The sequence below is a fragment of the Brevundimonas sp. KH_060 genome (assembly GCF_057838275.1).
In genome coordinates this window covers 819854-839703 of the sequence record NZ_CM174463.1, presented here as the reverse complement: position 1 = coordinate 839703, position 19850 = coordinate 819854, and the positions used below count along the sequence as shown (strand labels likewise).

The 19850-nt window shown below is 68.3% G+C and carries 24 protein-coding genes; 19 read left to right on the top strand and 5 right to left on the bottom strand.

What is annotated here, in order from left to right:
* The first annotated feature begins 38 nt into the window (after positions 1 to 38).
* The 5 genes from AC3IPP_RS04205 to AC3IPP_RS04185 all read left to right on the top strand — a co-directional run bounded on the left by AC3IPP_RS04205 (position 39) and on the right by AC3IPP_RS04185 (position 2888).
* On the top strand, positions 39 to 1385 hold the full coding sequence (locus tag AC3IPP_RS04205) for a TldD/PmbA family protein (RefSeq protein WP_489150483.1): 1347 nt from the start codon (positions 39 to 41) through the stop codon (positions 1383 to 1385).
* A complete protein-coding gene (locus AC3IPP_RS04200) occupies positions 1382 to 2176 on the top strand; it encodes a 3'(2'),5'-bisphosphate nucleotidase CysQ (RefSeq protein ID WP_489150482.1) in 795 nt (264 codons plus the stop codon). The genes AC3IPP_RS04205 and AC3IPP_RS04200 overlap by 4 nt, the downstream gene beginning before the upstream one ends.
* 13 nt (positions 2177 to 2189) lie before the next feature.
* The gene (locus AC3IPP_RS04195; protein WP_003165766.1) at positions 2190 to 2441 is read left to right on the top strand and encodes a DUF4170 domain-containing protein; all 252 of its coding nucleotides are present in this window, start codon (positions 2190 to 2192) and stop codon (positions 2439 to 2441) included.
* Between the two features lie 97 nt (positions 2442 to 2538).
* Entirely contained in the window at positions 2539 to 2700 is a 162-nt protein-coding gene (locus AC3IPP_RS04190; protein ID WP_179205024.1) for a hypothetical protein, read from the top strand.
* Positions 2697 to 2888, top strand: a complete 192-nt coding sequence (locus AC3IPP_RS04185; RefSeq protein ID WP_087139636.1) for a hypothetical protein — start codon at positions 2697 to 2699, stop codon at positions 2886 to 2888. The genes AC3IPP_RS04190 and AC3IPP_RS04185 overlap by 4 nt, the downstream gene beginning before the upstream one ends.
* A gap of 3 nt (positions 2889 to 2891) precedes the next feature.
* On the opposite strand, the gene AC3IPP_RS04180 is transcribed toward AC3IPP_RS04185, so the two are convergent.
* Positions 2892 to 3557 (bottom strand): protein tyrosine phosphatase family protein, encoded by a 666-nt coding sequence (locus AC3IPP_RS04180; protein WP_489150481.1) that lies wholly within the window; start codon positions 3555 to 3557, stop codon positions 2892 to 2894.
* 103 nt (positions 3558 to 3660) lie between these two features.
* Here AC3IPP_RS04180 and AC3IPP_RS04175 point away from each other — a divergent pair, with 103 nt between their 5' ends.
* From AC3IPP_RS04175 to AC3IPP_RS04140, 8 genes are all read left to right on the top strand, one after another.
* The gene (locus AC3IPP_RS04175; protein WP_489150480.1) at positions 3661 to 5532 is read left to right on the top strand and encodes an ABC transporter ATP-binding protein; all 1872 of its coding nucleotides are present in this window, start codon (positions 3661 to 3663) and stop codon (positions 5530 to 5532) included.
* The gene (locus AC3IPP_RS04170; protein WP_489150479.1) at positions 5529 to 6215 is read left to right on the top strand and encodes a lysophospholipid acyltransferase family protein; all 687 of its coding nucleotides are present in this window, start codon (positions 5529 to 5531) and stop codon (positions 6213 to 6215) included. The genes AC3IPP_RS04175 and AC3IPP_RS04170 overlap by 4 nt, the downstream gene beginning before the upstream one ends.
* Positions 6216 to 6217: 2 nt before the next feature.
* The gene (locus tag AC3IPP_RS04165) at positions 6218 to 7519 is read left to right on the top strand and encodes a 3-deoxy-D-manno-octulosonic acid transferase (RefSeq protein WP_489150478.1); all 1302 of its coding nucleotides are present in this window, start codon (positions 6218 to 6220) and stop codon (positions 7517 to 7519) included.
* Positions 7516 to 8520: a tetraacyldisaccharide 4'-kinase gene (lpxK, locus tag AC3IPP_RS04160; RefSeq protein WP_489150477.1), complete on the top strand. Its 1005-nt coding sequence runs from the start codon at positions 7516 to 7518 to the stop codon at positions 8518 to 8520. Before AC3IPP_RS04165 ends, lpxK begins: the two co-directional genes overlap by 4 nt.
* A 326-nt stretch (positions 8521 to 8846) precedes the next feature.
* Positions 8847 to 10148, top strand: coding sequence for an adenylosuccinate lyase (gene purB / locus AC3IPP_RS04155; RefSeq protein ID WP_489150476.1), 1302 nt, complete (start codon positions 8847 to 8849; stop codon positions 10146 to 10148).
* Position 10149: 1 nt separating this feature from the next.
* Entirely contained in the window at positions 10150 to 10548 is a 399-nt protein-coding gene (locus tag AC3IPP_RS04150; protein ID WP_489150475.1) for a hypothetical protein, read from the top strand.
* Positions 10545 to 11051, top strand: a complete 507-nt coding sequence (locus tag AC3IPP_RS04145; protein ID WP_489150474.1) for a DNA-deoxyinosine glycosylase — start codon at positions 10545 to 10547, stop codon at positions 11049 to 11051. Before AC3IPP_RS04150 ends, AC3IPP_RS04145 begins: the two co-directional genes overlap by 4 nt.
* A gap of 132 nt (positions 11052 to 11183) precedes the next feature.
* Positions 11184 to 11804 (top strand): fasciclin domain-containing protein, encoded by a 621-nt coding sequence (locus AC3IPP_RS04140; protein WP_489150473.1) that lies wholly within the window; start codon positions 11184 to 11186, stop codon positions 11802 to 11804.
* Positions 11805 to 11954: 150 nt separating this feature from the next.
* Here AC3IPP_RS04140 and AC3IPP_RS04135 read toward each other — a convergent pair whose 3' ends face one another.
* A complete protein-coding gene (locus tag AC3IPP_RS04135; protein WP_003165778.1) occupies positions 11955 to 12278 on the bottom strand; it encodes a DUF1476 domain-containing protein in 324 nt (107 codons plus the stop codon).
* Between the two features lie 259 nt (positions 12279 to 12537).
* Between AC3IPP_RS04135 and purC the strand changes: the two genes are divergently transcribed.
* Both purC and purS read left to right on the top strand, forming a co-directional pair.
* Positions 12538 to 13296 (top strand): phosphoribosylaminoimidazolesuccinocarboxamide synthase, encoded by a 759-nt coding sequence (gene purC / locus AC3IPP_RS04130; protein WP_003165779.1) that lies wholly within the window; start codon positions 12538 to 12540, stop codon positions 13294 to 13296.
* Positions 13296 to 13535, top strand: a complete 240-nt coding sequence (gene purS, locus AC3IPP_RS04125) for a phosphoribosylformylglycinamidine synthase subunit PurS (protein WP_087141089.1) — start codon at positions 13296 to 13298, stop codon at positions 13533 to 13535. The genes purC and purS overlap by 1 nt, the downstream gene beginning before the upstream one ends.
* 182 nt (positions 13536 to 13717) lie before the next feature.
* On the opposite strand, the gene AC3IPP_RS04120 is transcribed toward purS, so the two are convergent.
* Positions 13718 to 14887 carry a class I SAM-dependent methyltransferase gene (locus AC3IPP_RS04120; protein WP_489150472.1) on the bottom strand — a complete coding sequence of 390 codons (1170 nt, stop codon included), beginning with the start codon at positions 14885 to 14887 and terminating at the stop codon, positions 13718 to 13720.
* Between the two features lie 124 nt (positions 14888 to 15011).
* Between AC3IPP_RS04120 and AC3IPP_RS04115 the strand changes: the two genes are divergently transcribed.
* The 3 genes from AC3IPP_RS04115 (at position 15012) to purQ (ending at position 17540) form a co-directional block, all read left to right on the top strand.
* Positions 15012 to 15494 (top strand): YbhB/YbcL family Raf kinase inhibitor-like protein, encoded by a 483-nt coding sequence (locus AC3IPP_RS04115; RefSeq protein ID WP_489150471.1) that lies wholly within the window; start codon positions 15012 to 15014, stop codon positions 15492 to 15494.
* Positions 15495 to 15602: 108 nt separating this feature from the next.
* Positions 15603 to 16844, top strand: a complete 1242-nt coding sequence (locus tag AC3IPP_RS04110) for an MFS transporter (protein ID WP_489150470.1) — start codon at positions 15603 to 15605, stop codon at positions 16842 to 16844.
* 33 nt (positions 16845 to 16877) lie between these two features.
* Positions 16878 to 17540, top strand: coding sequence for a phosphoribosylformylglycinamidine synthase subunit PurQ (gene purQ, locus AC3IPP_RS04105; RefSeq protein ID WP_489150469.1), 663 nt, complete (start codon positions 16878 to 16880; stop codon positions 17538 to 17540).
* Here purQ and AC3IPP_RS04100 read toward each other — a convergent pair.
* Positions 17537 to 18631, bottom strand: a complete 1095-nt coding sequence (locus tag AC3IPP_RS04100) for an aspartyl/asparaginyl beta-hydroxylase domain-containing protein (protein WP_489150468.1) — start codon at positions 18629 to 18631, stop codon at positions 17537 to 17539. The two genes, purQ and AC3IPP_RS04100, sit on opposite strands and share 4 nt — an antisense overlap.
* 39 nt (positions 18632 to 18670) lie before the next feature.
* On the bottom strand, positions 18671 to 18910 hold the full coding sequence (locus AC3IPP_RS04095) for a hypothetical protein (RefSeq protein ID WP_489150467.1): 240 nt from the start codon (positions 18908 to 18910) through the stop codon (positions 18671 to 18673).
* Between the two features lie 112 nt (positions 18911 to 19022).
* Between AC3IPP_RS04095 and AC3IPP_RS04090 the strand changes: the two genes are divergently transcribed.
* The gene (locus AC3IPP_RS04090; RefSeq protein ID WP_489150466.1) at positions 19023 to 19817 is read left to right on the top strand and encodes a hypothetical protein; all 795 of its coding nucleotides are present in this window, start codon (positions 19023 to 19025) and stop codon (positions 19815 to 19817) included.
* Positions 19818 to 19850: the final 33 nt, after the last annotated feature.

Below are 19850 nucleotides of genomic sequence, written 5' to 3'. Positions count from 1 at the left end.
GATGTTGCAGGTCGCAGTTCCGTCCGCCATATCGGGGCATGTCCGATAAGACGCCCTCCCCCGACATCCTGAACGATCTGATCTCCGCCGCGCTGAAGGCCGGCGCCGACGCGGCCGAGGCCGTGTCCGCCCATCGCGCCTCCCTGTCCGTCGGCGTGCGCAACGGCGCGCTGGAAGACGTCGAGCGTGAAGAGGCCCGCGATCTGGGCCTGCGCGTCTTCATCGGGCGGCGTCAGGCGACGGTGTCCGCCTCCGACCTGTCCGACGCGACCCGCGCCCGTCTGGTCGAGCGCGCCGTGGCCATGGCGAAGCTGGCGCCGGAAGACCCCTACGCCGCGCTGGCCCCGCAGGATCGCTTGGCCGCCGCGCCGCACGCGGACCTCGACCTCTACGACCCCGCCGAACGCTCGGCCGAGGCGCTGGAAGCCGCCGCCGCCGAGGCCGAAGCCGCCGCCCTGGCCGTATCGGGCGTCTCCAAATCCGAAGGCGGCCACGCCTCATGGTCGGCCAGCGAGTGGCGCCTCGTCACCTCGCACGGCTTCGACGGCCGTCATCGCGGCAGCGCCTTCTCGCTGGGCGTCGGCGTCATCGCCGAGAAGGACGGCGCCATGGAGCGCGGCGGCGAAAGCCGCGCCGTCCGTCACCTGTCCGACCTGCCGGACGCGGCCTCCATCGGCCTGAAGGCGGGCGAGCGCGCCATCGCCCGCGTCGGCCCGCGCAAGATCGCCTCGACCACCGCCCCCGTCATCTTCGAGAACCGCGTGGCGACACAGGTGCTGTCGCCGCTGCTGGGCGCCATCTCCGGCCCGTCGATCGCGCGCGGCAGCTCCTTCCTGAAGGACAAGCTGAACAAAGCCGTCCTGCCGACCGGCGTCGACCTGATCGACGATCCGTTCCGCCCGCGCGGCCTCGGCTCCACCCCCTTCGACGACGAGGGCGTGGCCGTCGAACGGCGCGAGATCGTCAAGGACGGCGTCCTGACCACCTGGCTGCTGAACACGGCCTCAGCCGCGCAGCTGGGCCTGGAGACCACCGGCCACGCCTCGCGCGGACTGGCGGGGCCGTCCGGCGTCTCGACCCACAACCTGCACCTCGCGCCGGGCGAAGGCGATCTGGACGCCCTGATGGCGCAGGCCGGGACCGGCCTGCTGATCACCTCCATGTTCGGCCCCTCGCTGAACGGCAACACCGGCGACTGGTCGGCCGGGGTGTCCGGCTTCTGGTTCGAGAACGGCGAGCGCGCCTATCCGGTCAGCGAAGTCACCGTGGCGGGCAATCTGATCGACCTCTACGCCCGCCTGCAACGCGCGGGCGACCTGGAGTTCCGCGGCTCCTTCAACAGCCCCTCCCTGCTGTTCGACAAGGTGGCGATCGCGGGCAAATGAGCGACTACAGCGCCGACCTCGCCCTGATCCGCGACGCGGCCCTGGCCGCCGGTCGGCTGGCGCTCGAACATCGCGAGGCCGGGCTGAAGGTCTGGTCCAAGGACGGCGGCTCGCCCGTCACCAGCGCCGATCTGGCGGTGGACCAGCTGCTGCGCGATGCGCTTCTGACCGCTCGCCCCGACTACGGCTGGCTGTCCGAGGAGACGGCCGACAGCACGGACCGCCTGTCGAAGAAGCGCATCTTCGTCGTCGATCCGATCGACGGCACCGTCGCCTTCATGAAGAACAAGCCGTGGTGGTGCGTGCCCATCGCCGTGGTCGAGGACGGCCGCCCCGTCGCCGCCGTCATCCACGCCCCGATGATGGACGAGGTGTTCGAGGCCACGCTGGGCGGCGGCGCCCGTCTTCAGGGACGGCCCATCAGCGCCTCCGACACCGACGACCTTGAAGACGCCGAGCTTCTGGCCGACGCCCGGCTGATGGAGGCGCGCGAATGGGACGAGCCGTGGCCGCCGATGCGCTTCTCCAAACGCAACGCCCTGGCCTATCGCATGGCGCTTGTAGCGGCCGGGGCCTTCGATGCGGCCATCGCCATCAGCCCCAAATGGGACTGGGACGTCTGCGCCGGCGCCCTGATCGCCGAAGAGGCCGGGGCCAAGGTCAGCGACCATATGGGCCGTCCGTGGCGCTTTAATCGCCCCGATCCGCGTCAAACCAGCCTGATATGCGCCGCGCCGGCCCTTCACCCGTTGATCGTGAGGCGCACAGCGCCTATCCCGCTGGCCATCTGACATTCCTCCCGCAATGGACCCCCTCTCCATGGCCGACTCTCACGACCCCCAACTGCTTCACCTCGTCATCGGCGGCGAAATGCGCCACCCGGCCGAGCCCGTCTTCCGCGACCTGTCGCAGGTCGAGTTCGTCGGCGCCTTCGGCAACTACGAAGAAGCCAAGAAGGCCTGGAAGGCTCGCGCCCAGGCGACCGTCGACAACGCCCACATGCGCTACTTCATCCTGCACGCGCACAAGCTGATCGATCCGCGCACCGACGCCTGATCGACCGTTCACGGCGCAGTTACGCCGCTGTTCAGGAACCGCAGGGGCGGCTGATGCGCTTTCTCATCAGTCGCCTTTGTCATGAACAGGATTTCCCATGCTGCCGACCCTCATCGTCCTGCTTCTGGTGGTCGTCGCCGTGGCGGCGATCGTCTGGGTCGTGCGCAAGGGGCCGCCGCACGTCGCCCGCCCCGGCGAAGACCAGGACACCGCCTGGAACGACCCCATCACCCCCGCTGATCGGGACCGCAGACCTTGACCCTTTTCGGCCAGACGCTGGACGGCCAGCAGATTTTCGGCGTCGTCTCCCTGATCGCCGTCCTGGCCCTGTGGCTGATCGTCTTCTCCCGTCAGCGCGATCACGTGCGCCAGATCAAGCGGTGGAAAAAGGAACAGTCGGCGCGCAAGGCCCCGCCGCCCGCCGCCGGACGCGGCCCCTGGGGCTAAGGCCTATTCGCGTTTCAACAGGCGGTCGACGACCAGCTTGCCCCACCATCCGGCCTTGAACTCGGCGCGGATGGCCTTGGGATCATAGGCGTCGCTCTCGACCCAATCCTCAAAGCTGACGCCCGTGGGTTCGACCTCGGCGACATATTTCTCCAGCGTATAGTCCAGCACGCCGGTCAGCCCCTCGCGGCTGTGCAGGGTGCGCTTGCCCAGTTCCCCCATCGCCGCCGAGATCGGCTCGCCCAGGTGGAAGTGGCGATAGAAGACCGCCATCATCCCCGCCCGGTCCGCGCCCGACTTGCAATGGATCAGCGCCGGATACTCCATCGTCTGGAACAGAGCCTTGGCCCGGCGCACCCGGTCCTTGCCCGGCGGATCGCGTGAATCCAGCGGCGCGTCGATCAATGTCAGGCCCAGCCGCTCGCAGGCGTCCTTCTCCAGCCAGTAATAGGCCTCGTCCCTCTGACCGCGTAGATTGACGACCGTGCGGATACCTTGGCGCTTCCACCACGCCAGCTGACCCGGCGACGGCTGGTTGGTCCGCACCAGGTCCGGTCCCAGCCAGTGGGCGTTGGTGAACGCCGTGCGCAGGAAGGCGTGGTCCTTCCAGAAATAGGACCAGCGCGCCTTGAAACGGCCGAATGGCGTAGTCAGATCGTAGCGCCCCATGACGGCGAGATAGCGCCGTTTGCACCCGGCGTCACCCGCCCAAGGCCGTCTCTCTCGCGCACGGCCGCTTGACTTGACGCCTCAGCCGTTCGACCGAAGGCCGATGACTGTTCCCGCCTCTCATGACGACGCCCGCGAGCCGCTGCGGCCCCTGCTCGCCCGCATCTGGCGCGAGTATCTGTCGCGGCACAAGCCGGCCTTCTTCACCTCCATGCTGCTGGCGAGCGTGTCGGGCGGCCTGACGGCCCTGCTGCTGAAGTTCCTGGAGCCGGCCATCGACCTGCTGTTCGGCCAGCACACAGGGCCCGTGACGATCTGGAACACCGTCACCATCCCGGCGGACAAGGTGCTGATCGCCATCCCCCTGTTCATCATCGTCGTGGCGGTGATCCGCTCGCTCAGCATGGCAGGCCAGGCGGCGCTGGTGAACCGGCTGGGCCACGGCATCGTCGGCGACATCCAGAAGCAGTTGTTCTCGGGCATGATCCGGGCCGACCTGTCGCGTCTGCGCAGCCAGCACTCGGGGACCTTCGTCTCCTCCGTCCTGTTCGACGCCAATCTGGTGCGCGAGGCCTTCACCTCGGGCGTGGTCAACTACACCCAGAACGCCCTGATGCTGCTGGGCGTCATCGTCGCCATGGGCTTCATCGACCTGCCGCTGACGCTGATCGTCCTGCTGGGCGTGCCGGTCGTCAGCTGGATCATTCGTCGCTTCGGCAAGAAGTCGAGGAAGGCCGCGCGCGGCGCCATGGTCGAGACCGAGGCCCTGTCCAGCGCCCTGATGGAGAATCTGGACGGCGTCCGCGTCATCAAGATCGAGAACCGCGAGGCGGCCGAAGAAGACCGCGTCTCCACCGTCATCGACCGCCGCCAGCGCCACGTCATCAAGGGCGCCGACAGCCGCGCCTTCTCCGGCCCGGCCAGCGACATCGTCGCCTACGGCGTCGTCGCCGCCGTCATGGCCTATGCCGGATGGAGCGCCAGCCAGGGGCAGATGACCGTCGGCGCCTTCGCCTCCTTCATCGGCATGCTGCTGCTGGCCGGTCAGGCCCTACGTCAGGTGACAAACCTGACCACGGTGCTGAGCGAAGGCTTCACCGCTGCGCGGCGCCTGTTCGCCGCCCTGGATATCGAGCCCGAGATTCGCGAGGCCAGCGACGCGGCCAAAGTCGCGCCCGGCCCCGTCACCGTCGCCCTGGAACAGGTCTCCTTCGCCTATCGCGCCGACGAGGACGGGTCCGCCCCCACCCTGTCCGATGTCAACCTGCACGTCGCGCCGGGCGAGACCATCGCCCTGGTCGGCCCGTCAGGCGGCGGCAAGTCGACCATCCTCAGCCTCTTGCCGCGCTTCTATGACGTGACGGCGGGGCGGGTGACGCTGAACGGCCGCGACATCCGCGAGCTGAGCCTGTCTTCCTTACGCGACCACATCGCCCTAGTGACGCAGGAGCCCTTCCTGTTCGACGACACCATCGCCGCCAACATCGCCTATGGCCGCCCCGGCGCGACCGCCGAGGACATCGTGGCCGCCGCCCGCGCCGCCGCCGCCCACGACTTCATCACCGCCCTGCCTGACGGCTACGCCACTCGCGTGGGCGAGGCCGGCGCCCGCCTGTCGGGCGGCCAGCGTCAGCGCATCGCCATCGCCCGCGCCTTCCTGAAGGACGCCCCCATCCTGCTGCTGGACGAGGCGACCAGCGCGCTCGACACCGAGAGCGAGGCCCTGGTCCAGGCCGCGCTGGAGCGGCTGATGGACGGCCGCGCCACCCTGATGATCGCCCACCGCCTGTCGACGGTGAAGAACGCCGACCGCATCTATGTCATCGACGGCGGCCGCGTGGTCGAGGAAGGCGCGCACGACGCCCTGGTGGCGCGCGGCGGCCTCTACGCCCGCCTGGCCCGGCAGCAGTCGCTGGACAGCGACCCGGTCGTCCTGCCCCCGCTGGCTGAACTGCCCGACGAGACCGGCGCATGAGGCCGCTGCGCAACCCCGCCATCCAGAACGCCCTGGCCTGGACCCTGGCCCAATGGATGCGCTTCTGCATCGCCACCACCCGCTGGACCCATGAAGACCAGCATCTGGCCGAGGAGGTCTGGCGCGACGGCGGCGGGGTGCTGTGCGCCTTCTGGCACTCGCGCATCAGCCTGGCGCCGTCCTGCTGGCCGCGCGACCGCGCCCAGCCCGCCAAGGTGCTGATCTCCCTGTCCGCCGACGGCGAATTCATCGCCAAGGCCGTGTCGCGTCAGGGCTTTCCGGCCGTGCGCGGCTCTTCGACCAACAAGGACAAGACGGAAAAGGCCAAGGGCGGCACGCAGGCCCTGCGCGACGGGCTGAAACAGTTGAAGGTCGGCGCCCTGGCCCTGACCCCCGACGGCCCGCGCGGCCCCGCCCGCCAGATGGCCGAGGGCCTGCCCCTGATGGCCAAGATCTCCGGCGCGCCCGTGCTGCTGATCGGCATGTCTTGCAAACCGGCGATCCGGCTGAACAGCTGGGACCGCGCCCTGCTGCCCCTGCCGTTCGGCAAGGGCGCCGTGGTCTGGGACCGGGTCGACTGGCCCGAAGGCGGCGATCTGGCCGCCGTCGCCGCCGAGTGGGGCGAGCGCCTGACCGCCGTCGAGGCGCGCGCCGACGCCCTCACCGGGCTGGAGCGCGTCTGAACGTGTCCTTCAGCCCCGCCCTGATCGCCTATCAACTGCTGACCCGCCTGCTGGAGCCGCTGGCCCCGCGCCTGCTGGACGCCCGCGTCAAGAAGGGCAAGGAAGATCCGGCCCGTGTCGATGAACGGCTGGGCCAGCCCGGCATGGCGCGCCCGGACGGGCCTTTGATCTGGATTCACGGCGTCAGCGTCGGCGAGGCCCTGTCGATCCTTCCGCTGGCCGAGCGCATCCGCAAGGACCGGCCCGATGTGACGGTGCTGGTCACCACCGGCACCCTGACCTCGGCCCAGGTGCTGGCGACCCGCCTGCCGCGCGGCGTCATCCATCAGTTCGCCCCGGTCGACGCTCCCTCGGCCGTCGCGGCCTTCCTCGACCACTGGCGGCCCAACGCCGGCGTCTTCGTCGAGAGCGAACTGTGGCCCAACCTGCTGACCACGGCGCAAAAGCGCGGCGTGCCTCTGGCGCTCGTCAGCGCCCGCATCACCGACAAGACCGCGCAGGGCTGGAAGAAGGCGCCCGGCATGGCCCGCGCCCTGATGAACGGCTTTTCCCACGTCTGGCCGCAGGATCAGGACAGCGCCGACCGGCTGACCGCGCTGGGCGCCCGCGTCGACGGTCAGGTGAACCTGAAGCTGTCCGGCGAGCCCCTGCCCTATGACAAGGGCGAGTTCGCCCGCCTGTCGGCCCTGATCGACGACCGCCCCGTCGTCGTGGCCGCCAGCACCCATGAGCATGAGGAAATGGCCATCGTCGGCGCGCTGGACCATCTGGCCGACCGCCTGTTCCTGATCGTCGTCCCGCGCCACCCGGAACGCGCCGACGCCATCGCCGAGGCCCTGGCCCACGACGGCTACGGCTTCGCCCGGCGCAGTCAGGGCCAGCCGATCTGCGACCAGACCGACATCTATCTGGCCGATACGCTGGGCGAGCTAGGCCTGTTCCTGCGGCTGGCCGATGTGGTGGTCATGGGCGGCTCCTTCGCCCCGGCGCTGGGCGGCGGCGCGGTCGGCGGCCACAATCCGCTGGAGCCTGCGCGCCTCGCCAAGCCCATCGTCACCGGCCCCGACGCCAGCAACTGGCAGGCCGTGACCCGAATGCTGAAACAGGCGGGCGGCCTCGTCTCGGTCCTGTCGCCCGCCGAACTGCCCTCGGTCGTCGGCCCCATGCTGGCCGATCCCGAGGCCGCCCGCGACATGGGCGAGCGCGCCCGCCGCTCCGCCGAGGCCGCCGCCGCCGGGCTGGACCGCCTGTGGCTGGCGCTTCAGTCCCATCTGCCCGCCGCCCCTTCACGCAGGCGCCCATGAAACTGAACACCCCCCGCTGGTGGTACAGCCGCGACCGCCGCCACGCCCCGATGACGCGCATGATGCTGAAGCCCGCCTCCTGGCTTTGGGCGGGCGTGACGGCGCGCAGGATCGCCCGCGCCGCGCCGGTCGATCCGGGCGCGGTGGTCATCTCCATCGGCAATCTGACGGTCGGCGGATCGGGCAAGACGCCCGTCGCGCGCGAGACGCTGCGTCTGCTGCGCGCCCAGGGCGTCGAAGCCGCCGCCCTGTCGCGCGGCTATGGCGGCAGGCTGGAAGGCCCCGTCCGCGTCGACCTGAATCAACACACCGCCGCCGACGTCGGCGACGAGCCCCTGATGCTGGCGCAAGACGCTCCCGCATGGATCGCGCGCGACCGCGTGGCGGGCGCCCGCGCCGCCGCGGCCGACGGCGTGCAGGCCCTCGTGCTGGACGACGGCCACCAGAACCCGGCGCTGAAGAAGACCCTCAGCCTGATCGTGGTCGATGGCGAGACGCGCGGCGACGAATGGCCCTTCGGCGACGGCTCCGTCTTCCCTTCCGGCCCGATGCGCGAGCCGCTGAAGGCCGGGCTGGCGCGCGCCGACGGCGTGGTCGTCATGCTGCCGACCGATGCGGACGCCGCCGATCCTGAACTGCTGGAGGTCTTCGGCGACCTGCCCGTCTTCATCGCCCGGCTGGAAGCCGCCGCCCCGCCCCCGCCCGGCCCTCAGGTCGGCTTCGCTGGCATCGCCAAGCCGTGGAAGGTCGAGCGGTCGCTGATCGCCGCAGGCTGCGACCTCAAGGATTTCGTCCCCTTCCCCGACCACGCCGCCCTGTCCGACCGCGACTTCGCCTTCCTGAACGACCGCGCTGCCGTCTATGAGGCGGGCCTCGTCACCACCGAAAAGGACTGGGTGCGCCTGACGCCGGAACAGCGCGCCGCCGTCACCGCCTGGCCCGTCGCCGCCCGGTTCGAGGACGAGGCGGACTTCACCGCCTTCATCATGCGCGCCCTCTGAATTTTTTCTTCTGCAATCGGCCAGCCTACCCCTCCGCCTGTGCCAGACTGCCCTGTCAGCCACAGGGGATTTCAGACGATTCAGACGAATTGGACTCTCTTTTTCCTTCTCCCCTTGAAGGAGAAGGTGGGCGCCGGAGGCGCTCGGATGAGGGGTGGCGGCGCGACGTGCCGAAAAGAGGCGCGGGCTGTCGGAGCAAAATTGTCATCTGTGACGCAAACACCCCTCATCCGTCAGGCTCCGCCTGCCACCTTCTCCCTCAAGGGGAGAAGGAAACCCGCGCCCCGTCTTGACTCCCAGCCCCTCTGGACCGACACGACCCAACCATGATCACGCGCTATTCCCGCCCCGACGCCGTCGCCATCTGGTCGCAAGAGACCAAGTACAAGATCTGGTTCGAGATCGAGGCCCACGCCGCCACCAAGATGGCCGAGCTGGGCGTGATCCCCAAGGAATCGGCCGAGGCCATCTGGGCCAACGGCAAGGACGCGACCTTCGACGCCGACCGCATCGACGAGATCGAGCGCACCACCAAGCATGACGTCATCGCCTTCCTGACCCATGTGTCGGAAATCGTCGGCGAGGAAGCCCGCTTCCTGCACCAGGGCATGACGTCTTCGGACGTGCTGGACACCTGTTTCGCTGTGCAGCTGGCGCGCTCGACCGACCTGCTGCTGGGCGGCGTCGATCGCGTTCTGGCCGCGCTGGAAACGCGCGCCAAGGAGCACAAATACACCCCGACCGTCGGCCGCTCGCACGGCATCCACGCCGAGCCGGTGACCTTCGGCCTCAAGCTGGCCGGCTATCACGCCGAGTTCCAGCGCGCCAAGCGCCGCCTGATCACCGCCCGTGAAGAGATCGCCACCTGCGCCATCTCGGGCGCCGTCGGCACCTTCGCCAACGTCGATCCGGCCGTTGAACAATACGTCGCCGACCAGATGGGCCTCGCCGTCGAGCCCGTCTCGACCCAGGTCATCCCGCGCGATCGCCACGCCGCCTATTTCGCCGCGCTCGGCGTTGTCGCCTCCTCGGTCGAACGTCTGGCCGTCGAGATCCGCCACCTGCAGCGCACCGAAGTCCTCGAAGCCGAGGAGTTCTTCGACAAGGGCCAGAAGGGCTCGTCGGCCATGCCGCACAAGCGCAACCCGATCCTGACCGAGAACCTGACAGGTCTGGCCCGTCTGGTCCGTTCGGCCGTGACCCCGGCGATGGAGAACGTCGCCCTGTGGCACGAGCGCGACATCAGCCACTCCTCGGTCGAGCGCGGCATCGGCCCGGACGCCACCATCCACCTGGACTTCGCCCTGCACCGTCTGGCGAACGTGGTCGAGCGCCTGAACGTCTATCCTGAGAACATGCAGAAGAATATCGACCGCCTTGGCGGCCTGGTCTTCTCGCAACGGGTCATGCTGGCCCTGACCCAGGCGGGCGTGTCGCGCGAGGACGCCTATGCGGCGGTTCAGGAGAACGCCATGAAGGTCTGGCGCGGCGAAGGCGTCTTCATCGACTTCCTGAAGGCCGACGCCCGCGTCACCCTCCCCCACGACGAGTTGGAGGCCCTGTTCGACCTCGGCTACCACACCAAGAACGTGGATGTGATCTTCGAGCGGGTGTTCGGAGAAAACTGAGATGCCTTCGCTGGTCAGCCTCGCCCTCTTCTGGATGATCAACGGGTATTCCGCCCAGGAAGCTGAAGAACAGCCTCTTGAGATCGTGCAGACGGTCGATCACGACGCTATGGAACGGTGCCTGCAAGGCATCGCGGGCTTCAGCCTGACCATGCAATGTCGCGTGGACGCCGAAGGACGCGGCCAAGGCTGCGAAGTTCAAAATCCCACGGCCGCCTCACGGCGCAATGACCGCACCTTCCAGTGCATGGCCTCCAAAATGCGCTTCCACTACGCCGATGGAACGCCGGCAGAGGGTGAGTGGGTGGAGTTTCGCCTCGGCGGCCAGACTGTTCTGGGAGAAGGCGAATACGCTCGGCATCGGAACGAGCGCCGGAAGAGGGAACGTGAGCAGCATTGAGCACGCCTCCGGAGCGCAGCGTCGGCTTCGCCCCCGTCGTCGACGCACGCACCCGCGTCCTGATTCTCGGCAGCCTGCCGGGCGACGCCTCCTTGAAGGCGGCTCAGTATTACGCCCACCCGCAAAACGGCTTCTGGCGGCTGATCGGGGCCGTCGCCGCTCAACCGGACCTGGCGGCCCTGCCCTATGAGGCGCGGCTGGAGCGCCTACAGGCGGCGCGGATCGGCCTGTGGGACGTGATCGCCTCGGCCGAGCGGCAGGGCAGCCTGGACGCCGCCATCCGCAACCCCGAAGGGGCCGACCTGGCCGACCTGACGGCGCGCCTGCCCGACCTGCGCGCGGTCGCCTTCAACGGCGGGACGGCCGCGCGTCTGGGTCGACGCGCCCTGTCCGAAATGTCTGGCGTCGCCCTTATCGATCTGCCCTCGTCCAGCGCCGCCCATACCCGGCCCTTCACCGAGAAACTGTCGCACTGGTCGGCCCTGGCCCCCTATCTGGGCTGAGACGAGCCTCACCGCACATCACGCGCCGCGCCGGAAAAATTGATCGAGAGCGCATCCTTTTGCGCGGGCAGCCGTATTCCTTCCCGACGCGGCCTTCCCCCGCCCGCAAGCCGACGTCGATGGAGGAATCACATGACATTCACCCGCACCACCGCCCTCGCCGTATCGTCCGCCGCCCTGCTGGCCGTGGCCGCCTGTGGCCAGAACGAGACGAAGAAGGAGCCGGCGCCGGTCGAGACCGCCCCGCCCGCCATGGCCCCCGCCACGACCGAGCCCATAGTCGGCGGCGTAGCGATGAATCCGTCCGACAACCTGGTCGCCAACGCCTCCAAGGCCCCGAACCTGACCACCCTGGTCAGCGCGATCCAGACCGCCGGTCTGACCGAACGGCTGCAAGGCCCCGGCCCCTTCACCGTTTTCGCGCCTGACAACGCGGCCTTTGACAAGATTCCCGCGGCCACGCGCGAGGGCTGGATGCAGCCCGCCCAGAAGGCGGCGCTGACCAAGCTGCTGACCTATCACGTCGTGCCCGGTCGCCTGACCGCCGCCGACATCGCCGCCCAGGCCCAGGCCAACGGCGGAACAGCCACCCTGACCACGGTCCAGGGCGAGAAGCTGATGGTCAAGGACGCCGGCGGCGGCCAGTGGCGGATCACCGACGCCAAGGGCGGAACCTCGACCATCACCCAGGCCGACGTCGCCCAGTCGAACGGCGTGGTTCACGTCGTCGATACGGTGTTGATGCCGAAATAGACGTCGGATCGAACCGACCGGCTGCGGGCGCGTTGATCAGATGCGCCCCGGCGCCTCCGGTCACTCCCGTTTCCCCGGCGGGAGGCAGATCGAAGAAGGGCCGCAACCGGCGACGGTTGCGGCCCTTCTGGGATCAGTCTGTGACGCAGATCACTCGCCGGCGCGGATTTGCTCACGCGCGATTGAGGCCAGTTCGTCCATCTTGGAGCGCAGTTCGCCTTCGGACACGGTCATGCCCGAGGCCTTGAAGTCGCCGGCCACCTTGCGGAAGACGTCTTCCTCGCCCGGCTGTTCGAAGTCGGCGCGGACCACTGCGGCGGCGTATTGCTCGGCGCTCTCGGTCGACAGGCCCATCTTCTCGGCAGCCCACAGGCCCAGCATCTTGTTGCGACGCGCGATGGCCTTGAATTCCTGTTCCTGATCGAGGGCGTACTTGGCCTCATAGGCCTGTTCCCGATCGTCGAAGGTCGTCATGCGCGTCGTAACTCCAGTCACGGACCAGTCTCGTCCGCAAACGGCTCTATGGCCCCCGGCGCGACCGAACGCAACCAGACTTCGGTCGGACAAGCTGACCTAGGGGCGGTTCAGGATATTTGTGTCACAGACGCCCTTCGGCTAAAGGGCGCGTGGTTCTATATAGCCGCCATCGATTCAGAACCGCGCCGCCCTGACCTTCGGGCCGCGCGTTTTTCGTTTTGAGACCGTCCGTTTCCTTCCCGTCCGGGACCCGAAGATGAACACCAAGCGCAAGAAGCTCTACGAGGGCAAGGCCAAGATCCTGTACGAGGGTCCTGAGCCGGGCACGCTGATCCAGTATTTCAAGGACGACGCGACCGCCTTCAACGCGCAGAAGAAGGCGACGCTTGAGGGCAAGGGCGTCATCAACAACCGCATCAGCGAATTCATCATGTCGCGCCTGAACTCGATCGGCGTGACCAACCACTTCATCAAGCGCCTGAACCTGCGCGAGCAACTGATCCGCGAAGTCGAGATCATTCCGCTGGAAGTCGTCTGCCGCAACGTCGTCGCCGGCTCGCTGGCCCAGCGCCTGGGCCAGGAAGAGGGCACGCCCCTGCCCCGTTCGATCATCGAATTCTACTACAAGAAGGATGAGCTGAACGACCCGATGGTGACGGAAGAGCACATCACCGCGTTCAACTGGGCCACCACCCAGGAACTGGACGACATCCTGGCCATGACGGTGCGGGTGAACGACTATCTGTGCGGCATGTTCGGCGCCGTCGGCATCACCCTGGTGGACTTCAAGATCGAGTTCGGCCGCGTGTGGGAGAACGACTTCGCCCGCGTCATCCTGGCCGACGAAATCAGCCCCGACTCGTGCCGTCTGTGGGATTCGACCACGGGCGAGAAGCTGGACAAGGACCGCTTCCGCCGCGACATGGGCGACGTCATCGAAAGCTACACCGAGGTGGCCCGCCGCCTCGGCATCATGAAGGACATGCCGACCGTGATTCAGGGAGGGCTGCATTAATGGCCAAGGTTAAAGTTCACGTCTTCCTCAAGCCCGGCGTTCTGGACGTCCAGGGCAAGGCCGTCGAAGGCGCCTTGCAGGGCCTGGGCTGGAACGGCGTCGCGAACGCCCGCGTCGGCAAGCTGATCGAGTTCGACCTCGATGACGCCGTCGCCGACAAGGAGGCCGAGGTGAAGCGCATGTGCGAGACCCTGCTGGCCAACACGGTCATCGAAAGCTACCGGATCGAAGTCGCCTGAGGGCGATGACGGTTCAGACGATCAAGGCCGCTCGAAAGGGCGGCCTTTTTTCTTTTCCTCCCCATGCAATGGGGAGGTGGCGCGGAGGCGCAGCCGACGTGACGGAGGGGCTGCTTGGTTCCGCTGTCGTAAAGCCCCTCCACCGCTACGCGGTCCCCCTCCCCATTGCATGGGGAGGAAAGTCACCCGCACAGATAGTCGCGGCTGAGCGGCACGGCCGTCTGCTTCTTCGTCAGCTGCAGCTGGAACACCATGTGGCCCAGTTCGCGGAAGGCGACCTCGCTGGCGGCGAGATAGAACTCCCACATCCGGCAGAAGCGTTCATCGTACATAGCCAGCGCCTCGCCGCGCCTCGCCAGGAACCGCTCACGCCAAAGCCGCAGCGTCTCGGCGTAATGCAGCCGCAGCACCTCCATGTCCGTGACCCACAGGCCCGCGCGCTCGATGGCGGGCAGCACTTCGGACAGGGCCGGGATATAGCCGCCGGGGAAGATGTATTTGCGCACCCACGGCTGGGTTCGGTTGGGCGGCGACTTGCGGCCGATAGCGTGGATCACCGCCACGCCGTCGTCGTCCAGCAGACGGGCAACCGTGTCGAAATACTCCTGATAGTTCGGCACGCCGACGTGCTCGAACATCCCAACCGAGATGATGCGGTCGAAGGTCTGGTTCAGGTCGCGATAGTCCTGCAACCGGAAATCGACCCGGTCCGTGACGTCCAAAGCCGTCGCCCGCTCATTGGCCGTGCGGTGCTGTTCGGTGGACAGGGTGACGCCGGTCACGCGCGCTCCGCGCTCGACCATGGACAGGCCCAGTCCGCCCCACCCGGCGCCGATGTCTAGAGCGCTATGCCCTGGCTCCAGCAGCAGCTTGTCGATCAGGCGGCGCTTCTTGGCGACTTGGGCCTGCTCCAGACTGGCGTCCGCCGTCTCGAAGAAGGCGCAGGAATATTGCAGGTCTTCGTCCAGGAACAGGCGATAGAAGTCGACCGTCAGATCATAGTGATGGCTGACATTGCTGCGCGCGTGGAGCCGGTCGTTGGCCTGCTCCGCTCCGCGCTTGAGCCGCTGCATCCAGGTCAGCTTGGGCGACCGCGGCCGCAGGGCCAGTTGCGAGGTCGTCAGTTGCAGGAAGTCATAGATGCTTCCGCCCTCGATCCGGAACGTCCCGTCCATAAAGGCTTCGCCCAGCGCCAGATCGGGATTGGCGGCGATGGCGACGGCGGTCTTCATGTCGGCCAGCACGGCCGTCAATTCCGGTTCGCCCGGCCCCGCCGTCAGTTCGCGACCATCCGGAAGCCGCACCCGGATCGACCGCGTTTGAAAGGTTCGGTCCAGCAGGGCTTGCAGCATCCCGTTCCTCCGCTCATCAAGACAGCTTGACTTTAGCTAGGGACAGAATGTCGCGACGCAACGTCCGTGACCAGTCTTTCGTTAGTTGGGTCGCCTGATCCGCCACCCAAGGGAGAGCGCCGCCATGAGCTTCACCATAACCTCGACCGATTTTTCCGACGGAGGCGTCCTGCCCGACGCCCAGGTCAAGGCGTTGGGAAACATCTCGCCGCAGCTGTCGTGGTCGGGCGCACCCGAAGGAACCAAGAGCTTCGCCGTCACCTGCTATGATCCCGACGCCCCGACCGGCTCGGGCTTTTGGCACTGGACAGTCGCCAACATCCCGGCCGACGTCGCCGCACTGGCCGCCGACGCGGGCGCCGTGGGCGGCGCGAACCTGCCCAAGGGCGTCGTTCAAGGCCGCACCGACTACGGCGAAGCCGGTTTCGGCGGCGCCGCCCCGCCGCCCGGCCACGGCCCGCACCGCTACATCTTCACCGTCTTCGCCGTCGACGTGGATCGGCTGGACGTGAACGAGGACAACTCGGGCGCCGTCTTCGGCTTCAACCTGCACTTCCACACCCTGGCCAAGACATCGATCACGGCGACCTACGAGAACCGGGGCTGACCAGCCGACACAAAGCGTGATGACCGCTTCGACGCCGCCCCGGTTGATGCCGTGGGCGGCGTCCTTATTTTGCAACGCAACGTCCCCCTTGCTGCATCGCGACAATCCATGGCCTCTGCCGACGCTCCCTGCATCGACGATCCGCGCTGCGTTGCGCCCGGCAGCGACGAGCGCATAGCCGAGCCGGGCAAGGTGGCGCTGGTGCTGCTGGCGCTGGCCATGGGCGGCTTCGCCATCGGCGTGACCGAGTTCGCGGCCATGAGCGTCCTGCCCGACTTCGCGGCGGGTCTTGGCGTCAGCGAGCCCAAGGCGGGCCATGTCATCAGCGCCTATGCCGCCGGGGTGGTGGTTGGAGCGCCGATTCTGGCCGTGCTGGGCGCGCGCCTGCCGCGCTGGCTGCTGCTGATCGGCTTCATGGCCCTGTTCGCCGTCGGCAATGCGCTCAGCGCCATCGCCCCGACCTATGAGTGGATGCTGGCCTTCCGCTTCCTCAGCGGCGTGCCGCACGGGGCCTACTTCGGCGTGGCGGCCCTGGTGGCGGCGTCGCTGGTGCCGCTCAGGCTCCGAACCCGCGCCGTCTCGACCATCCTGCTGGGCCTGACGGTCGCAACCGTGATCGGGGTGCCGGTCGCCAACGCCATCAGCCACCATTTCGGCTGGCGCTGGACCTTCGCCATCGTCAGCGTGCTGGCGGTGCTGACCATGGCCCTGGTCGCCCTGTTCGCGCCGCGCGATCCGGCCCATCCCGACGCCAGCCCCTGGCGCGAGCTGGGCGCCCTGAAGCGCGGCCAGGTCTGGCTGACGCTCGGCGTCGGCGCGGTCGGCTTCGGTGGCATGTTCGCGGTCTACGCCTATCTGGCCTCGACGTTGAAGGCGGTGACGGGCGTCGGGCCGGAAGTTCTGCCCTGGGTCTTCGCCCTGTTCGGCTTAGGCATGGTGGCGGGCAATCTGCTGGGCGCCTGGGCGGCCGACCGCTTCGGCATGCTGGCGGCGGGCGGCCTGTTGCTGTGGAGCGCGGCGGCGCTGGCCCTCTACCCCTTCGCCGCGCCGCACCTGTGGGCGATGATGATCGTGGTGCTGCTGATCGGCGGCGGCGGCGGGCTGGGCTCGGTGCTGCAGACCCGACTGATGGATGTGGCCGGCGACGCCCAGACCCTGGCCGCAGCCCTGAATCACTCAGCCTTCAATACGGCCAACGCCATCGGCCCCCTGCTGGCGGGCATGGCCGTGGCGGCGGGCTGGGGCTGGACTTCGACCGGCTGGGTCGGCGTGGCCCTGTCGCTGGCCGGTTTCGCCGTCTGGGTCGTGGCGTGGACGACAGGACGTAACACGCAGCAAAGCGACGCCTGACATTCGTCGCGAAGGGTGCTAGGAGGCCCGGCCATGAGCGCAGCCGTCATTGTATTCCCCGGTTCCAACTGCGATCGCGACTGCAAGGTCGCCGTCGAACGTTCCACTGGCGAGCAGGTCCAGATGGTCTGGCACGCCGAGACCGAGCTACCCAAGGGCCTCGATCTGATCGTGCTGCCGGGCGGTTTCTCCTACGGCGACTATCTGCGCTGCGGCGCGATGGCGGCCCAGGCCCCGATCATGCAGGCGGTCAAGAAGGCTGCGGACGACGGCGTCACCGTGGTCGGCATCTGCAACGGCTTCCAGGTCCTGTGCGAAGCCGGGATGCTGCCGGGCGCCCTGATGCGCAACAGCAGCCTGAAATACATCTGCAAGCCGATCAGCATCACCGTCGCCAACGCCCAGACCCGCTTCACCTCGGGCTATCAGGGCCAGCGCGAAGTCGTCATGACCCAGGGCAACGCCGACGGCAACTACTTCGCCGACGCCGAGACGCTGAAGCGCATCGAGGGCGAGGGCCAGGTGGTCTTCCGCTACGTCGACAACCCCAACGGCTCGGTCGGCGACATCGCCGGTCTGCAGAACGAACGCGGCAACGTCCTGGGCATGATGCCCCACCCGGACCGCGCGTTCGAAGCCGAACTGGGCAGCGCCGACGGCGCCGTCCTGTTCCAGAGCATCTACGCGGCGGCCTAAACGCCCAGTTTAGGCGCAGCCGCGCCGCTGGCGTCGATCGTCGCGAACAGGGCCCGGATCAGTTCCTGCTCCTCGGCGGTGATCTCTGGTTTCCAGACATCGAAGATCAGGATGGTGCGATCCTGGTCGCTGTCGTTTGCGGCCTCGTGCTCGATCGTATCGTCGAAGGCCCAGGCCTCGCCCGCCTTCCACTGACGCTCTTCGCCGCCGACGCGGAACCAGCAGTCCGGCGGCACGACCAGCGGCAGGTGGCAGATCAGCCGCGTATTGATCAGCCCGTGGTGCGGCGGAATCTTCGCCCCCGCCTGAAGTCTGGAGAACAAAATCGAGGGCGAGCGGCCGGGGATGCGGCACAGGGGCGCCGCCGCCAGCGCCTTCATCGTCTGCGGGCAGCGCTCGGCGACCTCGGGAACCTCGACCCCGTCTTTCCACAGGAAGACCGCGCTCCAGGCGTCATTGCCCAGCAGCCCCGCCTGATCATGCCGAGGGCGGTTGGCGCGATCCTCGATGTAGGGCGCAAACAGGGCCGGTTCGGCCAGGATGGCATCAAGCTCGGCGCGAATGGCGGGCGCCGCCGCTTCCACCTGCGCCAGCCAGGCGACGGTCTCGCGCGGCTGAAACTCGATCTGCGGCAGGCCCGGAAACATGTAGAATTTCGGCTGCTGATAATAGAGCCGCCGCCGTCCCGTCATCAGATCCAGAGAAGCGGCGAAGCGTGCGCTGGACGTCGCGGGGTCGAAGCCGCGCTGGGCCAGGCCGTCCCGCAGCCCCTGCTCAAAGCGGCGCGCGCCTTCAGCCTGAGCCGCGGCGGCGTGCTGAAGCTCGGCGCGCAGGTCCGGCGGCGGGGCGGCGATCGCCCGTCCCTGAGCCAGGGCGGCGCCGTAAAAACTCATGGCCGAGCGATGATCCCCCTGGGCGCTCAGAGCGTCGCCCTTGAACACCAGGGCGCGCGGCTCGCGCGGATTGAGCCGCAAGAGGGCCTCAGCCGCCGCCGCCAGGGTCACCGCATCCGACCGCTCGCGCGCCTGTCGAGCCTCGCGGATGAGGGCGTCGGCCTGAAGCTGCGGATCCGCAGGGTGAGCGTCGGTCATGAGCGGATGGAACCGCCCCCTGCGGCGACGGTCAAGCGTTCAGCCGTCCTTGCGATCCAGAACGCTGGCGCTGCGCCCGGCGTCCCCGACCTCGACGTCTTCCTCGATCGGTTCGCCGTCCTCGTCGACCGCGCGCTCCAGCGTGCCTTCAGCGCCGGATTCGTGGATGGCCGCCAATTCGCGGGCGCCGACGCCCAGGCCCCGCTCCAGGGCGCGGTTGGTTTCGACTTCTTCCTCGAGCGTCTGCTCGATCGGCTCGGGAGCGTTGGGATCAGGCATGGCGGCCTCCTTCTCGGTCTGCCTCAAAGCAAGGCGAAAAGCCGCGGACAGGTTCCCTTGAACCTTCTTCAGCGCGGCGCGTAGATACGGCGAAGCTGAGCCGGAGAGACGCATGACCGCCATCGAACGCCCCACCCCCGCCCAGCAGACGCGCCGCCTAGCCGTGCTGGCCGCCGCCGTCTTCGCCGTCATGGTCCCGCTGGTTCAGATGCTGGGCGGTTTCGGCCTGAGTCAGGCGGAGTTCGCCGCCGACGGAAACCAGACGCTGCGGGTGGCCGGTTACGCCTTTTCGATCTGGAGCCTGCTGTATCTGGGCCTGCTGATCTACGCCGGGCGTCAGGCCCTGCCCCAGACGGGCGAGAGCGTGCTGATCCACCGCATGGGCTGGCCGTCGGTCGTGGCCTTCTTCGGCATCGGCTTCTGGATCGTCATGGCGGCGCTGAACCTGAAGGCGGCCAGCGTCGTCGTCATCCTCGCCGCGCTGCTGGCCCTGCTGCTGCCGATGCTGGCCAGCGCGCGCACCATCCGCGCCACAGGGACGATGGAGCGGGACCGCTGGTTCCTGATCTGGCCGCTGGCGGCGCTGGCGGGCTGGCTGACCGTGGCGGCGCCGCTGAACCTGATCACCGTGGCCACGGCGTTCGAGGCCCTGCCCGCCGCCCTGTCGCCGACCGGCTGGGCCGTTCTGGCCGTGGTCGTGACGACCCTGGTCGGCGTCGGCGTGACCTGGGCGCTGCGGACCCTGGCCTATCCCCTGCCCATCGCCTGGGGGCTGGTGGGGGCCTTCGTGGCCGAGCAGGAGGTCAAGCCGGTGCTGGCTTTCACGGCCCTAGCGGCCGCCTTCGCGCTGGTCGTGGCGGGGGTCATCATCGTCTTCGGTCTGAGGCGCGGTATCGAACGCCGGTGACGGGCTGACAGACGCTCCAGAGACGGCTAGAAG

What these genes read in the sequence shown, in the direction of transcription:
- AC3IPP_RS04135 (WP_003165778.1), bottom strand. Translation starts at nt 12,278, where the DNA reads ATGACGACCTTCGACGATCGGGAACAGGCCTATGAGGCCAAGTACGCC.
- AC3IPP_RS04200 (WP_489150482.1), top strand. Translation starts at nt 1,382, where the DNA reads ATGAGCGACTACAGCGCCGACCTCGCCCTGATCCGCGACGCGGCCCTG.
- AC3IPP_RS04175 (WP_489150480.1), top strand. Translation starts at nt 3,661, where the DNA reads ATGACTGTTCCCGCCTCTCATGACGACGCCCGCGAGCCGCTGCGGCCC.
- purB (WP_489150476.1), top strand. Translation starts at nt 8,847, where the DNA reads ATGATCACGCGCTATTCCCGCCCCGACGCCGTCGCCATCTGGTCGCAA.
- AC3IPP_RS04115 (WP_489150471.1), top strand. Translation starts at nt 15,012, where the DNA reads ATGAGCTTCACCATAACCTCGACCGATTTTTCCGACGGAGGCGTCCTG.
- AC3IPP_RS04110 (WP_489150470.1), top strand. Translation starts at nt 15,603, where the DNA reads ATGGCCTCTGCCGACGCTCCCTGCATCGACGATCCGCGCTGCGTTGCG.
- AC3IPP_RS04180 (WP_489150481.1), bottom strand. Translation starts at nt 3,557, where the DNA reads ATGGGGCGCTACGATCTGACTACGCCATTCGGCCGTTTCAAGGCGCGC.
- AC3IPP_RS04120 (WP_489150472.1), bottom strand. Translation starts at nt 14,887, where the DNA reads ATGCTGCAAGCCCTGCTGGACCGAACCTTTCAAACGCGGTCGATCCGG.
- AC3IPP_RS04150 (WP_489150475.1), top strand. Translation starts at nt 10,150, where the DNA reads ATGCCTTCGCTGGTCAGCCTCGCCCTCTTCTGGATGATCAACGGGTAT.
- AC3IPP_RS04195 (WP_003165766.1), top strand. Translation starts at nt 2,190, where the DNA reads ATGGACCCCCTCTCCATGGCCGACTCTCACGACCCCCAACTGCTTCAC.
- AC3IPP_RS04190 (WP_179205024.1), top strand. Translation starts at nt 2,539, where the DNA reads ATGCTGCCGACCCTCATCGTCCTGCTTCTGGTGGTCGTCGCCGTGGCG.
- purQ (WP_489150469.1), top strand. Translation starts at nt 16,878, where the DNA reads ATGAGCGCAGCCGTCATTGTATTCCCCGGTTCCAACTGCGATCGCGAC.
- AC3IPP_RS04090 (WP_489150466.1), top strand. Translation starts at nt 19,023, where the DNA reads ATGACCGCCATCGAACGCCCCACCCCCGCCCAGCAGACGCGCCGCCTA.
- purC (WP_003165779.1), top strand. Translation starts at nt 12,538, where the DNA reads ATGAACACCAAGCGCAAGAAGCTCTACGAGGGCAAGGCCAAGATCCTG.
- lpxK (WP_489150477.1), top strand. Translation starts at nt 7,516, where the DNA reads ATGAAACTGAACACCCCCCGCTGGTGGTACAGCCGCGACCGCCGCCAC.
- AC3IPP_RS04095 (WP_489150467.1), bottom strand. Translation starts at nt 18,910, where the DNA reads ATGCCTGATCCCAACGCTCCCGAGCCGATCGAGCAGACGCTCGAGGAA.
- purS (WP_087141089.1), top strand. Translation starts at nt 13,296, where the DNA reads ATGGCCAAGGTTAAAGTTCACGTCTTCCTCAAGCCCGGCGTTCTGGAC.
- AC3IPP_RS04205 (WP_489150483.1), top strand. Translation starts at nt 39, where the DNA reads ATGTCCGATAAGACGCCCTCCCCCGACATCCTGAACGATCTGATCTCC.
- AC3IPP_RS04140 (WP_489150473.1), top strand. Translation starts at nt 11,184, where the DNA reads ATGACATTCACCCGCACCACCGCCCTCGCCGTATCGTCCGCCGCCCTG.
- AC3IPP_RS04170 (WP_489150479.1), top strand. Translation starts at nt 5,529, where the DNA reads ATGAGGCCGCTGCGCAACCCCGCCATCCAGAACGCCCTGGCCTGGACC.
- AC3IPP_RS04100 (WP_489150468.1), bottom strand. Translation starts at nt 18,631, where the DNA reads ATGACCGACGCTCACCCTGCGGATCCGCAGCTTCAGGCCGACGCCCTC.